16 protein-coding genes are annotated in these 16,427 nt (G+C 38.2%); 10 read left to right on the forward strand and 6 right to left on the reverse strand.

Features of this window, described 5'->3' with window-relative positions:
* Nucleotides 1–154 precede the first annotated feature (154 nt).
* Nucleotides 155–2,080 carry an ATP-dependent DNA helicase gene (locus CDZ88_RS07050; protein WP_100372871.1) on the reverse strand — a complete coding sequence of 642 codons (1,926 nt, stop codon included), beginning with the start codon at nt 2,078–2,080 and terminating at the stop codon, nt 155–157.
* 131 nt (nt 2,081–2,211) lie between these two features.
* The gene (locus CDZ88_RS07055) at nt 2,212–3,429 is read right to left on the reverse strand and encodes an alanyl-tRNA editing protein (RefSeq protein ID WP_100372872.1); all 1,218 of its coding nucleotides are present in this window, start codon (nt 3,427–3,429) and stop codon (nt 2,212–2,214) included.
* Between the two features lie 919 nt (nt 3,430–4,348).
* Here CDZ88_RS07055 and CDZ88_RS07065 point away from each other — a divergent pair.
* From CDZ88_RS07065 to CDZ88_RS07070, 4 genes are all read left to right on the forward strand, one after another.
* Nucleotides 4,349–4,834 carry a hypothetical protein gene (locus CDZ88_RS07065; RefSeq protein ID WP_100372874.1) on the forward strand — a complete coding sequence of 162 codons (486 nt, stop codon included), beginning with the start codon at nt 4,349–4,351 and terminating at the stop codon, nt 4,832–4,834.
* Between the two features lie 172 nt (nt 4,835–5,006).
* On the forward strand, nt 5,007–5,183 hold the full coding sequence (locus CDZ88_RS17355; protein WP_157796496.1) for a hypothetical protein: 177 nt from the start codon (nt 5,007–5,009) through the stop codon (nt 5,181–5,183).
* Between the two features lie 838 nt (nt 5,184–6,021).
* The gene (locus CDZ88_RS17995) at nt 6,022–6,204 is read left to right on the forward strand and encodes an S-Ena type endospore appendage (protein WP_442857116.1); all 183 of its coding nucleotides are present in this window, start codon (nt 6,022–6,024) and stop codon (nt 6,202–6,204) included.
* Between the two features lie 84 nt (nt 6,205–6,288).
* Nucleotides 6,289–6,627 carry an S-Ena type endospore appendage gene (locus tag CDZ88_RS07070; protein WP_100372875.1) on the forward strand — a complete coding sequence of 113 codons (339 nt, stop codon included), beginning with the start codon at nt 6,289–6,291 and terminating at the stop codon, nt 6,625–6,627.
* A 41-nt stretch (nt 6,628–6,668) separates the two neighbouring features.
* Here the strand turns inward: CDZ88_RS07070 and CDZ88_RS07075 are convergent, their stop codons facing one another.
* Nucleotides 6,669–7,469, reverse strand: coding sequence for an S-Ena type endospore appendage (locus tag CDZ88_RS07075; RefSeq protein ID WP_157796498.1), 801 nt, complete (start codon nt 7,467–7,469; stop codon nt 6,669–6,671).
* Between the two features lie 163 nt (nt 7,470–7,632).
* Here CDZ88_RS07075 and CDZ88_RS07080 point away from each other — a divergent pair, with 163 nt between their 5' ends.
* Both CDZ88_RS07080 and CDZ88_RS07085 read left to right on the forward strand, forming a co-directional pair.
* Nucleotides 7,633–8,904 carry a hypothetical protein gene (locus CDZ88_RS07080; protein ID WP_100372877.1) on the forward strand — a complete coding sequence of 424 codons (1,272 nt, stop codon included), beginning with the start codon at nt 7,633–7,635 and terminating at the stop codon, nt 8,902–8,904.
* 222 nt (nt 8,905–9,126) lie between these two features.
* Nucleotides 9,127–9,486 carry a hypothetical protein gene (locus CDZ88_RS07085; RefSeq protein WP_100372878.1) on the forward strand — a complete coding sequence of 120 codons (360 nt, stop codon included), beginning with the start codon at nt 9,127–9,129 and terminating at the stop codon, nt 9,484–9,486.
* A 120-nt stretch (nt 9,487–9,606) separates the two neighbouring features.
* Here CDZ88_RS07085 and CDZ88_RS07090 read toward each other — a convergent pair whose 3' ends face one another.
* Nucleotides 9,607–9,849 (reverse strand): hypothetical protein, encoded by a 243-nt coding sequence (locus CDZ88_RS07090; protein WP_100372879.1) that lies wholly within the window; start codon nt 9,847–9,849, stop codon nt 9,607–9,609.
* 499 nt (nt 9,850–10,348) lie between these two features.
* Between CDZ88_RS07090 and proC the strand changes: the two genes are divergently transcribed.
* From proC to CDZ88_RS07105, 3 genes are read left to right on the forward strand one after another with little or no spacing between them, the layout of a single operon-like run.
* Nucleotides 10,349–11,197 (forward strand): pyrroline-5-carboxylate reductase, encoded by an 849-nt coding sequence (gene proC / locus CDZ88_RS07095; RefSeq protein WP_232718586.1) that lies wholly within the window; start codon nt 10,349–10,351, stop codon nt 11,195–11,197.
* Between the two features lie 27 nt (nt 11,198–11,224).
* A complete protein-coding gene (gene proB, locus CDZ88_RS07100; protein ID WP_100372881.1) occupies nt 11,225–12,355 on the forward strand; it encodes a glutamate 5-kinase in 1,131 nt (376 codons plus the stop codon).
* A gap of 35 nt (nt 12,356–12,390) precedes the next feature.
* Nucleotides 12,391–13,641: a glutamate-5-semialdehyde dehydrogenase gene (locus tag CDZ88_RS07105; protein ID WP_100374624.1), complete on the forward strand. Its 1,251-nt coding sequence runs from the start codon at nt 12,391–12,393 to the stop codon at nt 13,639–13,641.
* A gap of 46 nt (nt 13,642–13,687) precedes the next feature.
* On the opposite strand, the gene CDZ88_RS07110 is transcribed toward CDZ88_RS07105, so the two are convergent.
* A complete protein-coding gene (locus CDZ88_RS07110; RefSeq protein ID WP_100372882.1) occupies nt 13,688–14,083 on the reverse strand; it encodes a phage holin family protein in 396 nt (131 codons plus the stop codon).
* Between the two features lie 137 nt (nt 14,084–14,220).
* Nucleotides 14,221–15,276 (reverse strand): DUF3900 domain-containing protein, encoded by a 1,056-nt coding sequence (locus tag CDZ88_RS07115; RefSeq protein ID WP_100372883.1) that lies wholly within the window; start codon nt 15,274–15,276, stop codon nt 14,221–14,223.
* A 162-nt stretch (nt 15,277–15,438) separates the two neighbouring features.
* On the opposite strand from CDZ88_RS07115, the gene CDZ88_RS07120 reads away from it, so the two are divergent.
* Complete coding sequence (locus CDZ88_RS07120; protein ID WP_100372884.1) at nt 15,439–16,329, forward strand: diacylglycerol/lipid kinase family protein; 891 nt, start codon at nt 15,439–15,441, stop codon at nt 16,327–16,329.
* Nucleotides 16,330–16,427 lie beyond the last annotated feature (98 nt).

Genomic DNA, 16,427 nt, shown 5'->3' on the forward strand with positions numbered 1-16,427 from the left:
TAGTTTAATATCAAGATATTGACGATAATAAAAGCTGATCACTAAATCAGCGAATACTTATCTTTAATTTAAGATAATATTACTCCTTATTTCTTTCCCTGTCAACAATTTTGCGAGAAATAGAAAAAAGTCATGCTTACACATGACTTTATAATTATTTCCAATCTATCGAAACGGGTAATACTTCTTGAATGTTTTTTTCATGAATACTCTTTTCGTCTTGGCTCATCCATAAGTGGACGGATCCTTTATCTTGACTACTTCGAATCAATCGGCCTATACCTTGACGAAGGCGAAGTAACATATAGGGTGCGTCAATTTCTTCTAAAGGGTTGACCGCATGCATTCGTTTTGCTTTAAAGACTGGATCTTTTGGTGGAAACGGCAGAGAAGAGATCAACACCTGTGATAACGCTGCTCCTGGCACGTCAAGACCTTCCCATAAATGATACGAACAAAGAACCGCAGAAGAATCTTGTTGGAAGACTTTTACCGCTTCACTAATTTCTCCGTCTCCTTCAAAAATCATATTAAATGACCACTCTTGTTGATCGGCCCACTGACGGAATCGGTTCATCTCCTCAAGAGAAGAGAATAACACAAGTGAATGTCCACCTTCTGCTTGTAAGTTTTCTCCGATCTCTACCCACTTCTTCTCTTCCTGATGACGAATATGACCCATCACCTTCATTTGCTCATTGTAATCAAATGGTGACTGAACGGAGAAGGACAAGGCTTCATCAATTCCTAAACTATTTGACACGTAGGAGAAATCTTTGTTTCTAGATAATGTGGCTGAGGAGAAAATGAATGGAATATTTTGAGAAAACACTTCTTTTTTCAAGATATCTTCAACTAAACGTGGCATAATGACAAATGACGTCTCTGTCGCGTTTTCCTCGAGCCAGAAAATCCCCTCATCTTCTTTTAATAGAATAGACAATCCATACGAGAAGAATTCCAAATATTCCTCAATCATCTTCACATGATAATCTTCGAGCACAAATAATTCTGAATCAAAGACCAACTGCTCTAAAATAATCTGAACCTGAGCATCCATTTTCTCGGCTAGAGATTGCATCACTTTTGTACGTGGGACTTCTCGTCTCATCGACCCTTCTACTTGAACGGCTGATTGTCGTAACACATCAAACCATTCTTCATGTAATGAAAGAAGTTCTTCAATCGCATATAAAGACTCCTCACGCACATCTTGATTCATATATCCAGTTAAAACCGTTGTTAAGGTCTCAGAATGGAAACGATACGTTAATGCTTTCTGAGCAGCATACTCAAGTAAATGCCCTTCATCAAACACAACACAGCTTGATTCAGGTAAAAGTGGCAATTGTCCTTCACGCTTTCTTGATTCTTTTGTCCAGACATGCTCCATATAGAAATCATGTGAACAAATAATTAAATCTCCAGCATGACGATAATGATCACGGTTTAATGTTTGACCACAACGATGACGCCAATCACAAGTTGAACACTGTTGCAATGGGTCCCACGCAATTTGTTCCCACTTTTCATTAGGCACCCACGGATATTCTTTACGATCACCATAGCTTTTAAATGCATTCATAGAAGTCGATGTATCATAGACAAATCCAGGGATCTCATCGTGAACACGTAAAATGTCCTCATCGTCAGTCTTATTAGAAAGTGGGTCTAACTTCTTCATACACACATATTGCTCGCGGGCTTTAGCTAATCGTACATCGACTTTTAGACCCAAAGCATCTTGGAGCTTCTCAATATCTCCGCCTTCTTTTACTAATTGTTCAATTAACGTTTCATCAGCGCACGATATAATTGCGGGCTTTCTCATATATCTCGCATAACAGATCGCATAAAGTAAGTAGACAAAGGTCTTCCCTGTTCCTACTCCAGCTTCAGCGAAGATCGTTTTCTTTTGTTTAAATGCTTGTTCAACTTGAAACGCCATGAAAATTTGCTCATCACGGAGTTCATATCCTTTATCTGGTAATGTCTCATAAAAAACATCACCGACATAATCACCTAGTTGATCAAAAAAGTTCTCTGTTTTCGAAATGGTAAATGGTAATGTTTTAATCAATGACTTATCTCCTCTAATCAAAATATCTTAACTTGCTAGTAATCAATTATAAAAGTCCACCCTCTATCATACCAGAACATACCTTCTTATGCGATAGTAAAAAAAGCTAATCCGCTCAGATTGAAAAAAGACTACGACACCCGTAGTCCTTTATTTAGTAAATCCTTTAATTTCTCCACTAATATTTCGACAGAGACCTCTTTGTTTCCTCCTCCTTGAGCTAATCGGTTGTTTCCACCTCCACGACCATCGATTTCACTCAATAACTCCTTTAATAGAGAATTTGCGCTAAACGCTTCGACAAGTGCACCACAAGCGACCACGAGTTGAAGCTTTTCACCATTTTTGGAAAAGAGAGCCACAATCGTGTCTGCTTCTTTCTCACTCAGCTTTCTTGCTAGTTGTTGTAGTTCTGACATTGGTCGAGAATCATAAAGACAACTGATTAATCGTTGCCCATAGACGACGTCACTTGTTGTTGCTAATTCTTTAGCTTCATATATAAGAAGCTCCTCTTTGAGTGTTTGGATTTCTTTATCTTTTTGTTTAATTTTCACTAACACTTCTGAGGCAGCATCAGGAAGTGTTTCGATGGGGGCATTCAATGCCTGCGTCAATTGCTCGAGAGCCGTTTGTTGGTGAGTAAATTGTTTAAACACACGCTTCCCAGAAAGAAAGCTTACTCGAATGTGTTGACGTTGCTTCTCCCATCCAGTGATTGCAATGCCTTGCACTTCAGACGTGTTATTTGGATGCGTGCCACCACAACCGTTATAGTCAACGTCTGGAATGATGACTAGCCTTACATCGCCACTGACTGACAGTTGCTTACGCAGAGGATAAGCATTTGCCTCGTTCACAGTCATCCATTTTGTCTCGATTGGTTTATGATCAAGGATGATTTGATTTGCTACAGTAAGAGTCTTCTCCACTTCGTCACTTGTTAGACTAGAAATAGCTAAATCGATCGTTGAATGCTCTGCTCCTAAATGAAAACTAACCGTCTCATACCCAAATATCTCAGCAAATGCCGCAGATAAAATATGCTGTGCTGCGTGCTGCTGCATATGATCAAATCTTCTTTCCCAATTAATGACTCCTTGGACTACTTCATTAGTAGATTTAATAGGCTCACTGAGATAATGACGAACTACCCCCTCTATCTCTTCTACTTGAAAAACTTCCTTCTCATCTAGAAGACCAGTATCATGAGGCTGCCCTCCACCTGTTGGATAAAAAGCGGTTTGAGTAAGCACGACATAATTGCCTCGTTCATCTTGATCTTGTCTGATTATTCTTGCTTCAAATTCCTTTATATATGATGATTCATAAAAGATTTCCTTAGTCATTTGCATTTCCTCGCTTTCAACGAATTTCCCGGGTAAGCGCACAATTCGACTACAATTTTAAAAATCCTGCCTAACCTTGTCAAATAATCAGTAATAATTACTTCTATTAATAGGCTGTTTCATAGAGTAGAATAGCCTGTTTTTGCTTGTACTATGCAACAACCTATACCATTCTATCCTACCTACATAGAGTATAGTAACCCTAGTAACTAGGGAAATAAAATATTAATAGGGTGATGTACTATGAGTTATTTTAGATCTGAAAGACCATTTCATTCGGGATATGGACCAAAAGGGTATAGTGGTTGCAGGAAAGCAAAAACAAAGTGTGAGGGTTGCTTGTGTAATGCATACCGAAGCGAAAGTAATGTTGAACTTGCTAAGCTCGTTATAGACGGTAATAATTTCGTATTGGATCAAAGAGATCCATTTTTCAGTAGCCCCCCTCTAAACATCTGTCAAATTAAACTTATTAGAATTAAGAACTGTTGTGCTACTTTTAGAATTATCTCGAGACCAGGCAACAGCCCTTGTCAAGGTAATAACCCTAACATCCAAAACTACAAAATTACCGTGGATTGTAAAGATATTGTGATTTATGAGGAATTATAAAAATTTTCACTCCTTAAACCATTTATTGGTTTAAGTTTTTTCTTTTTAGTTTTAAAATAGGGCGCATTTAAATGTCTGATCAAAAATTGCCATGTACGTAATATGAAGCATTATCTAATGACTGAAAAATCTAGGATTTCTTAAACATATTGTACATGGTTAAAACCTAGTATTAATAGGCCATTCATATTGTCGCTTAGCCTGTTTTTGCTTGTACTAGCCACAAACCTATACCATTTACTTCTTCTCACATAGAGTATAGTAACCCTCATGAAAAGGGAATTCAACTATATTAGGAGGAAATAAAATGAGTTATTTTAGAACCCAATCTGCTTCTCATTGTGGATGTGGTCCAGTGGCTGAAGAACGTTACTATAAGAAGCCTGTAAAGGAAAAGAAAAGATGTGAAGGGTGTTTCTGTCGCTATGCAAAAAAAAATGGAATAGGAAATTTTAGTAGAGTAATTATTGACGGAGTCTTATACACTACAAACTTTTTAGAGTCTACGCTTGTTACTGGCGGAACTGGTAACTTAGTGGGTGCCATTCAATTTGTAGGTTGTCCAAAGAAAAAAAATTGCTGTGTAACATTCCAAATTACACCTTTTGATGCTGCAACTCTAACAGATGAGCAACAAGATGTTTTAGAAGGATTGCTAGGTATAGTTGGCGAAGAAGCACTGGAAGATTTTTTCCCAGGTGGGGCGCCTTATTTCTTGACTACAGATTGTGAAAAGGTAAGTGGTTTTGTATTTAATGGTAATGGTATGGGTATGGGTAATATGGGGTTTTAGTAATCAATCTCCTTAAAAAGTGACTCAATAATCGAGTCACTTTTTTTCATATTTTTTTATTTGAGTCTCTAAAAGTAATGCTTAAATTTTTCACCTTAAAGAATTAATTATAAAGAGCAATAAAGAAAACCATACTAAAAATTATATATCTTATTATGGAGGATGATTACTAATGAGTAACATGGTTGATCAATTTTCCTCTTGGCTAGATAAGCACAAAGGAAAAACCATTTCTATTGAAAAAGGTGATCACGAAACAGGCAAGAAGGAGGTAATGGATATTGATCTCGTTTCAATCCGACTTGATTTTGTTTCACTAAGAGAATCCGAGCAAACTTCGATCGACTAAAACATTCCTCATAAATAATTTATTTTACACGGTACTGGACAAGTTCATGGTGATGACAAGGATAGTCCTTTACCAGAAGATTGTTTTGAGATTCCGATTGATGATTCGTTTGAATTCAAAAGAGAAGGAAAAGACGTTCAAGTACATACTGATAAAGCGATTTATCGCATTTCTTCTCAGTGAACTAATTAACAGAGAGCCTTTATTAAGCTTTCCATTGCTCTTCGTTTATAAAAAACAAAAAGTTTGAAGCTACTATAGCTTCAAACTTTTTTCCTGATTACTTTTCATCTTCATCTAGTAATGATTCGTCCGTCTCAGAAGTGGTTGCACTCTAACAAGCTACTTTGATTTCAAAGACTTCGCGGGAACTCTTCCGGTGACTGACATTACTGAATTGACAGGCCTCCCTAATGGGGAAGTAACAATGTTAACGGTAAGTTGTGAAGAAGTGAACTTAGCGGAATTGTTAAACGGAATGCCTTTCAACGACTAATAAGCATAGAATGTTGACTTAAGTCATTAACTTAATAAAAGTTTTAGGTACACTATTAACAATGTAAAACGAGGGACGATCTTATAAGGTCATAAATTGAACTTATAGATAGTGCCTTGTTTCTATTTGTCTCATATAAAAAAATCTCCTACTAGGCACATGTCTACACAACTCCTAGGTACATACATACACTATGACAGACAGAAAGGAAGTGTTGATATTGAGTTGTTGCGAGTCAGAGATTTTATCCTGTTGTCCGACTAAAACCAATGTGCAAGATAAAATTTGTGGTGAATGGTCAGGTTAAGTTGATCTAGTAGATATTGTTATTTAGCGAATAACATTCCTAACATATTGAACTTAAGTGGTTATGTTTCATTATTAAGTGGAGATGAGTACGTACAAGTTCAATTATTAAATTCAGCAGAGGATCTAATTCAAACATTAGTACTTAATCCTGGAAGCACGATTAGTTTCACTACAAGAAATGTAGCATTGATTCAGATCGTTTTAGAACAAGATTAGAAGGTTTTTTTCTGGATAATTTTGTGTTACACCATTCAATATCGGTCACATTTTAGTGTAAATTAATTTTGAGGAGTGATCATTATGAGTTGCCAAGATCAATCATTATCATGTTGTCCTGAGAAACAATTTGTTCAAGATAAAGTATGTGCTGAGTTTACGTCAGCGGGTGTTATCTATACAAACACCTTAGGCACAACGTCCACTTCAAGTGGGTATATCCAAAATACAAGCGCAAGCGAGATTACGGCTACATTGGAAGACGCCAATACGACACCAGTGGCAGTAATTATAATTCCAGCAGGAAGTACTGCTAGCTTTACTGTTAGGAATTTCTCAACTATCTCTATTGAATTAACTGCTCCTGATCCTGATTCTGCACCTGCTGGTGAATTTTGCGTCACGACTCGTTACCGAATTTAAACGATAAAAAGAAGAGACTGGATGGGAACTCCGTCTCTTCTTTACCATTGTGATCGATTACAAGGTACATATACAGATTTACTCACTTCTAATAATAGAACGACTGAAAGAATAATTTGTATTTTGTTTTGGGGTGCCTCGTAAACTCGACACGTGCGACATGTTTCTGAGACTTCGATCATCGAATCTTTTGGTCGATCAATGCGGATAGACGTAACGGAGAAGATTGGAAATCGTTCTACATAGCCCCCTCGCTTCCCTTCTACACCACTATACAAAATCCCCTCACCTGTAAGAATGATATCTATAAAATGTTCATTCGAATGATTCTTTTCTCCTTTATATTGGCAATCTGCATCTATGATCTTCGTGCTAGCATGTAACTCCTTCACCTCACAGCCATAAGAAACCGTTTTTTTCTTATCCTTTTCCTTATCCATTAAGACCAATTGCAATGTAAGATGACCTGCTGCAAAACCGCTCTCTTGTTTATGGCACTTTAATGCCACCTCACGAACGTCTGTTAATGTACAACTAAAACTTTGACCATAAGAAAGAGTAGTCAATATTTGACCATTGACCCACAGCTCTAGATTAGGTTGTTTAGCTCCTCGATTGTATTCAATTGTCATTGTTCCCCCAACTATTATATTATGCTTATTCACTTTCCAGACAACACTCGGATCTTCATTATTTGCTTCAACATAAAATTCTTGTTGGATACAAGGCTCTCGGTGGCGTCTTTTTCCTAGCTTGCTCTCTTTCGGTTGTGATTTCTCAATAGTTACATTTACTATTTCTTCCCGACGTTCAATGATATTCTTATGCTCTATCCAACTCAAGTGATTTCGCCTCCTCACATCATAGTCTATTCGCCTAAAATAAAAGTGTTCAATTCTTTAAATTTTGATGAGGAAGGAAATTAGTCTATACGAACAAACAGTAAATTGCATCTAATATTATAGTTAGTATGAGATAAATTCTTTATCCAAAGGAGGAACTTTAATGGGGAAATATGATTGTTGTCATCAATTTAGTTGTGATGGAAGGAGTAATAACAATGGGATATATAGTGATATTACAATAAGTAATGTCGGCCCAAATGTTAGTTCGCAGTTTAGTGAATTGAGCGTTTCAAATCGAACGCCAATCATTGAGTTAAAGTCAACATATGGAATTTCTGCAATAAGAGATGTCCTAGTCACTGCCGGTGGTGGGACTGTCACTAATGATACGGTAGAATACTTGGTTACCTCTGGTGGCGGAGGAACAGGAGCTGCCATTCTTGAAAGTGCGGAACGCGGACGCTATCAAGCAGGTTACGCAGCTGAAGGTGGAATTGGCGTTCGCTTACCTGTAAGTGCTACAGGGAATCAAATCGTCCGTTGGGGATTGTTTGATTCACAAAACGGCCTGTTTTTCGGGCAAAGTGGGACAACTGGAACATTTCTCGCAATCCGCAGGGCCGGGGTAGATACAGTCGTACCACAAGCGAGTTGGAATATCGATCCATTAAATGGATCAGGACCTAGTGGACAGACGTTAAATTTAGCAACCGGAAACATATTTAAAGTCGTCTTTTCATGGTACGGCTATGGAGTCATCGAATGGCAAGTCGTTGTACAAAACCCTGTCGACTCATCACAGAAAGTGATTACTGTTCACCGATTTAAGCCCGCGAATCAAACAAGCTTAACAGATCCCAATTTACCAGTTAGAGGAGAAATTAATAATAACGGGACAGCAAGTTCTATTACTTTATTTATAGGAGGACGATCGTACAGCCTGCTCGGAAGATCAAATACAACATTTCGAGTAACCTCTGCAAGAAGAGGACCAGTCACTGTAGGGACTACTCCTTATCCATTGATTAGTTTTCAGCGAAAAGCAATTTTCCCCGCTGGTTCAGGCCGATCAAACTCAGTTAACATAAGAATTTCAGGATCTGATATTCTTACAAATAATGATGTTGCGTTTCTCATCTATGTTGGAAGCACAGTCAATACAGCATTTGTAAACTTCCCGACTGCATTAACAAATATACCCGATAATGAAACAGCACTTTTGGTAAATACTACTTCTACTGCATTTGGGACACTCGGTCAAGTCGTTTATCAAAGTCTTGCACAAGGTGGATTAGGAAATAGTTCCGTTTTATCAGGTGTAGAAACCCTTGATCTTACTCTTCCTGAGACCTCAATTGTCACTTTATCTGCTGCCACATTTACTGGTACTGCGAGTGTGACAAGTGTGTTTAGAATGACAGAAGATTGGTAATAAAGTCACATAGAATCCAATTAAATGAGAGCTTGTCCCCTATAGCTCTCTACATCCCCACATTTCGAGATTTACAAATAATCCAACATTTTACGTTTTTTACTCCTTTACTCGGTGTACAAGATTAATGTTTAAATTTCTCAACTTAAGGAATAAATCATAAAAAACACTAAACAAATTCATACTAAGGGTTATAAATCCGATTGTGGAGGCTGATTGCAAATGAGTAACATGATTGAACAATTTTCTTCTTGGCTGGAAAAGCAAAAAGGACATACCCTTTCTATTCAAAAAGGTGAACACGAAACTGGTAAGAAAGAGGTAATGGATATTGACCTCGTTTCTTTAGAACTTGATTCTGTTTCACTAAGAGAGTCCGAGCATCCTTCAACAGATGAATACATACCTAATAAAGAATTTATTTTACACGGTACTGGACAAGTTCATGGTGATGAAAAGGATAGTCCTTTACCACAAGATTGTTTTGAGATTCCGTTTAATGATTCTTTTCAATTCCGAGGAGAAGGAAAAGACGTTCAAGTACATACCGATAAAGCGATTTATCGTATTTCTATTCAGTAACTAATTATCAGAGAGCCTTTTTTCAAGGATTCCTAATAATTAAGTATTTAATGATTCGATCTTGGGTTAGTAGTACGTCAAAAAGTTTGAAGCCATTATGGCTTCAAACCTTTTGCCTGGTTACTTTTCATCTTCATCTAGTAATGATTCGTCCGTCTCAGAAATGGTTGCACTCTGACAAGCTATGCAATCATTAAAACATTGATTGAATTGAAATGGATAGAGTGTGGCACAAACATTTGAACAATAATTTGAGCAGCTGCCTCGTGTCCCTCCAACATTATTTGGACGATACAAACCAGGAAGATTTATTCGACTTAATGCGTCTAAAATTCCTCTTAAATCGTCTTGCTTCTTTCGCATTTCCTCACCTCCTTGATATAAGGTATGTTCGAATAAACTTAAGGATAAGACGGATGTACATGCTTTGAAAAAAAGGGGCGTGGATTTTTTAGTAGTTATCAATCAAAAGACTTTCAGTACCGCACATCATTACATACTCTTAGATACCTTTGAACGTTGACTGAATCGCAAGTGTTCTTACTACAGACAATATCCCTCCCCCATTACAACCTTCTTAATCCTGAAATTCCTAGGATTAATAACATTTATTCTCAATTTATAATGAATGTGGATTGGAATATCGATCATTCTTTACCTTTTCTAAGTATTTCTGAAGAGAACTTGTATTAAGTAGTCCTATGCATGTGACAGACCCCCTCATAGTCTCTTATTCCATTAAATAAGGCTTTATCAGAGTTGAAACCATGCTTTTTTTCCTATAGCATTATTACCTATGAGACTTATTAGATGCATTCAGACAGACAAGACTGCGTCTACAAAATCATTAGGAGATGATAAAGTGCTACAACATAAAAAGATCGCTTTTATTGGAGCAGGGAATATGGCAGAAGCTATTTTTTCAGGATTAATTCACCAAGAGAAAGTAATGGCCGATCAAATTCATGTTACAAACCGCTCTAATTATGATCGACTGAACCACCTACGTGAAACATATGGTGTAGAAGTGAGCACTAGTAATGAAGAAGTTTTAAAAGATGCCGATATCGTCATTCTTGCTATGAAGCCAATTGGAGTGAAGGATGCGGTTAATGAAATTCGATCGCTAACTTCTGAAAACCAACTAATTTTATCGGTTCTTGCCGGAATTACGACTGAATACATTTCTGACTTACTTGGTCACAATGCACCAGTTGTTCGTGTAATGCCTAACACATCCGCTGCAGTTGGATCATCTGCAACAGTGATTGCTCCCGGTGAGTATGCTAGTGAGGACGACCTTACTGTAACAGAGGAGTTGTTCAAGGCTGTTGGGATGGTAAAACAAGTCGAAGAGTGTGATGTTGATAGTTTTACAGCGATCGCTGGAAGTGGGCCTGCCTATATGTACTATTTAGTTGAAGGAATGTATGAATCCCTTGACGAGCTAAACTTAGATCAAGAACTTGGTGAAAAGGTAATCATCCAAATGATGCAAGGCGCGATCGACTTGTTAAAGTCTAGTGACCTGTCCCCTAGAGAGTTGTATCTAAATGTTAAGAGTCCTGGTGGCACAACAGAGGCTGGACTAAATGTTCTTGAAGACAATGACTATCAAGACATTATCATGAAATGCATTAAAGGAGCTGCCGAACGCTCTCGCGATATCACGAAGGAACTATCTACGCTACCCGAAAAAACACTAAACTAATTTTATCAAACTATTGGAGTGAAGAAATTGCTAGACAAAAAACGCATTGTAGTTAAGATTGGAAGTAGTTCATTGACAAGTCGTAACGGCGAGATTAGTTTACGGAAGCTCGTACGCTTAGTCGATGAGATAGCCCTCATAAAAGAAGAATGTCACGAAGTTGTCTTGGTCTCATCTGGAGCTGTTGCCGCAGGCTATCGAAAGCTAGGATTTATTAATCGCCCAACAGAGCTTGCAGAAAAACAAGCAGCCGCATCCATTGGTCAATGTCTTCTAATGGAAGCTTATTCAGAGAGATTTAATTCTCATGGATACGTTGCTTCTCAAATTCTTATTACACGTAGCGATTTTTCTGATCAAAAACGTTATATGAATGCTCGCAATACAATTCAAGTCTTGCTTGAGCGTGGTGTGGTTCCGATTGTAAACGAGAACGATACCATCACAACTAAGCAATTAAAATTTGGGGATAATGATACATTGTCAGCAAAAGTAGCAGGACTTGTTGACGCGGATGAATTAATCATTTTATCTGATATTGACGGACTTTATGATGACAATCCAAACACAAACCCAAATGCGAAACGGTTAGACGTAGTCAATGAGATCACACCTGAGATTGAGGCTGCAGCTGGTGATTCTGGAAGTGACGTTGGAACTGGTGGCATGAGCTCTAAAATTGATGCCGTTAAAATCTCTTTAGCAGCAGGCATTGAAACATTTATAGGTGATGCCAATAAGTCTAACATTCTCTTTGATGCCGTTAACCATGTTGCAAAAGGGACTTATTTTAAAACAAATGAAGAAGAGGATGGTCTCGATGTGAGACAACACTGGATTGCTTTTAATTCTGGTGCAAAAGGAGAAGTCATAATCGATGACGGCGCACGTCTTGCGATCACAGAAGAACAAAGTCACCTTCTCCCTCAAGGTGTGCGTGAAGTAAATGGAGCATTTGATTGTGGGGATGTTGTCGTCATCCGTCATCTAAATGGTGAGGAAGTCGGTCGTGGTGTGATCAACTATTCTGCCGTTCAACTAAGGCAAATTAGACGATTAAAACTAAAAGAAATCCCAGCTAATATTAAAGTAACGAAAAGTGAAGCGATTAACCAACAAGATTTCGTTTGCCATACAAGTGTGACAGTACCCCAATAAGATCTAAGGAGAGGATTCATTTGAGTACAACACCAATGAAAGATATACATGTAGAGGAACAAGCAAAAAAGGCACAACAAGCCGGAAAGATCTTAAGTCTCTTATCTACAGAAGATAAAAATAAAGCTTTACTCGTCATTGCCGATGAATTAGAAAAGCATGATTCGTTTATTTTAGAGGAAAACAAGAAAGACTTAGAGAACGGCAAAAAGAAGAATTTTGATCAGGCTTTTATGGACCGTTTATTATTGACGAAAGAACGTGTTCTCGAATTTGCCAATGGCTTACGAGAAGTCGTTCAACTTGAAGATCCTGTCGGTGAAACAATCTCAGAATGGACAGTGAAAAATGGACTTCTTGTCAAAAATGTCCGTGTTCCACTTGGTGTGATCGGCATGATCTATGAAGCAAGACCGAATGTAACAGTGGATGCAACAGGACTTGCATTAAAATCAGGGAACGCTATTGTACTAAAAGGTGGCTCGTCTGCCCTATCATCTAATAAAGCAATCGTTTCGATCATTCATAAAGCCTTAAAGAAAACGAAAATTCCAGCGGATGCAGTGCAATTTATCGCTACCACCGATCGAAGTGCAACAGAGCAATTATTTACGATGAAAAAATACATCGACGTTCTCATCCCACGAGGCGGGGCATCATTAATTCAAACGGTCGTTGAAAAAGCGACTGTACCTGTGCTAGAAACCGGTGTTGGTAATGTTCACATGTATATCGACAAAGAAGCAGATGTCACAAAAGCCTTACAAATCATGGTCAATGCCAAAACTGACCGACCAGCCGTTTGTAACGCGCTTGAAACGTTGCTTGTTCATAAAGAGTGGTTGAATGCTCATAAAGATCAACTTCTTTCTACATTAAAGGAATTTCATATTACAGTTCACACAGATGAAGAAACACTTGATTTATTTCCTGGCTCCGTACTAGCTAATGAAAAAGATTGGGCTGAAGAATATTTAAGTCTAGACCTTGCAATTAAACTTGTTGATGATGTAGATGAAGCTATCGCTCACATTGAGCAATATGGAACAAAACATTCCGAGTCAATTATTACGGATGATCAACATGTTGCTGATCAATTTTTAGCACAAGTGGATGCTTCTGCCGTCTATCATAATGCATCGACTCGCTTCACCGACGGAAGTGCTTTAGGCTACGGAGCAGAAATTGGTATCTCGACTCAAAAACTCCACGCACGTGGTCCGATGGGCTTACCTGCCTTAACTACGTCGAAACTCCGCATTACCGGAACAGGACAAGTGAGATAAAAAACGAGAAAAAGCAAAGGGTGTGCACCCTTTGCTTTTTTCAATATCAGGATTTATTTTCACGATTTTTCAAAGCTGCAATCGCTTGTTTTAATACATTCGGAATAGGTAAACCTACCTTCCCTGCATTCTCAAGAATCGAAATAAATTCATTAATGATATAAAAATAGATCACCGCATCTCGGAAGAAACTATTCCCTCCTAGAATGAGATCTACACCATGCGCCACAGCTACAAGGGCAATTACCATGATCTTCTTTGCAATGCCTTTAAAACCAATTCGACTACTTAACAGACCAAGGTATCCTGCAGCAATTAAGCCCGTTATATAGTCAATGATAATAAAAATGATGAGAACTTGTACTAAGGACGGCCACCCACCAAACAGCAAGCTTCCAATTGAACTAATACCAACTATAAGCCCTTTAAACCCATGTTCCATACATTCCCTCTCCCTTACGAGCAATGGATCGCTATTTACTACATAAGGTATTCGTATGAGAAGGTTATGGCTTGTGCATGTTTCTACTGTGACTTATTTTTATTTTTGGCTGCTACATATTACTAAGCAAGGTGACCCTACCTTCCCACCTTCTTCAACACTTCCTCTAGATCATCCGGCTTCAAAAATTCCACCGGGGAAACGCCTTTCTCAAACGTAAAGGAATCCCCTTCGATCACAATCACGTACTTCCCATTTACTTTGGCAATGTGTAAACACTCTCCAAAGTCTGATAGCATTGCTTTGACATCAATATGGTCCAGTTTTAGCTTTAACTCGATCTCTGGCTGGTGCTCGACGATCGGTGCAGATGCTTCAACGACTTGCTGCGGTGTCCACTTCTCTTGCATTTCACGAACAGGAGTATTTGACCATGCTTCAATAAACTCTTCTTCCTGCTGTCTTTCAGGAGTGGCTTCTTGATACGTTTCAGCGATATGTTGTTGGGCCATTTCGATCATCTGGTACTTAACAAGTTCTGGCATCGACTTATTATATTCAACGAATTTTAGGAAGTCTTCAAAGTATCTTGCGTGTGATGATTGATGAACTTTCAACTCCCACTCTTCTACTATTCCTTCTTCTGGCATATAAGGGTATTGAATCGACTTCATGTTTTTCGTTGTGATCGCTCGGTTAACATGATTGATTAATGTTTTTTCGTCTGTGATGCTTGCAACCTTCTGTTCAAAGTCACATTTTAGGATAAAGACAAAGGGATCATCCATGTATTTTGATAGCTTAGCACGTATAACAAGCAATGCCCCTCCACGAATGGCACTTGTGTCTGTATATGCACGTACGACTTCTTCACTTGCTTCTTTAAAAGCAGCTGACGACTCACTTAATCGAATCCGGTGAAATTGATTAAAATTTGGATTCGTATCTAAGTTATAACCAGGCTCAACAACGAACCTTCCTATTTTAGTCGGAACATGATCTGATTTCGGGTTCTGTTCGACCTTTCTTTTAGCTACTTTCATTAATTCACCATCAAGAAATTCTTTTAAGGCATGTTGTTCATAGGCTGTTTGATCAAGGGTTTGGTAATGTTTATACGTTTTGGTCGCTTGTTCACCTGATCCTTCTACATTGACTACGAAAAATGATAAATACTGTATAGTAAAATCCATAAGTAACTCCTAACTTGTCATTTAATACGTCGATGATTCTTACGTATTATACCAAAACGTTCCCTTTGATGTCATACCGCAACTTCATTAAAAATGACGTGTTGAAGTATCTTTTTATGGGAATACAGAGTAACATATAAAGCATTGAAACGAGGGATTACTATGTATAAAAAAGCAATGCTTATCTATAATGGGGCTGCAGGGAATAACGACTTAGCGTCCTCTTTAACAACAGCTGTAGCTGAACTTCACCCTTTTATAGATGAATTAACGCTATTAAAGACGAAGGCAAAAGGGGATGCGGAGCGCTTTTGTTCTGAGCGAGGAGAAACACATGATCTCGTCATCATTATGGGAGGCGACGGTACGGTTCATGAATGTGTAAATGGTTTGATTCATTTAAATCACCCACCTGAAATCTTCATCCTACCTACAGGGACATGTAATGACTTTGCTCGTGCTTTAAACATTCCGTTAAAGTTAAATGCAGCATGTAAAGTTTTTTCAGACGCGAAAGCAAAGAAAGTTGATATTGGTTTGGTCAATGACCGTGCCTTTTCAAACTTTCTCGGTGTAGGTTTAATCACCAAAGCATCTGAAGGAACGAACTCCGACTTAAAAGGTAGTATCGGCAAATTTAGTTACTTCTTAAGCGCGCTTCAATCCCTACAAGGTGCTGCTCCTTTTTCTTACACTCTTCAAGTTGACGGTAAAACCATTCAGGATGAAGCGGTGATGATCTTGGCGATGAACGGTTATTTTCTTGGTACAACAAATTTATACCATGATCAAAGTAAGCTTGATGATGGCCAATTCGACCTATTCATCATACGTGAAGCTGGGCTCGGTTTACTCAAAAATCTATTCAATAAGGCGACCTCTTTAGAATGGCCGGAAGAAATGGAAGGGATTGATCTATTCCAAGCCGATTCGTTCTCTCTTGACGTAACGAATAAAGAAGAAATCGATATAGATGGAGAAATTTATCTAGAGACCCCGGCTAAGGTGTCACTCAAAAACAAAGCTTTAACGTTTTTATCGTTTGAAGAGTAAGTGAAGCGAAAAGAAACTATGATTTATTCATGGTTTCTTTTCTATGATTAGGTAATTCTATCTCATTACTCGGATTAACGTCTTTTCTTTTCCGACGT

This window comes from Bacillus sp. FJAT-45037 (assembly GCF_002797325.1).
Taxonomy (GTDB): Bacteria; Bacillota; Bacilli; order Bacillales; family Bacillaceae_D; genus Alkalihalophilus.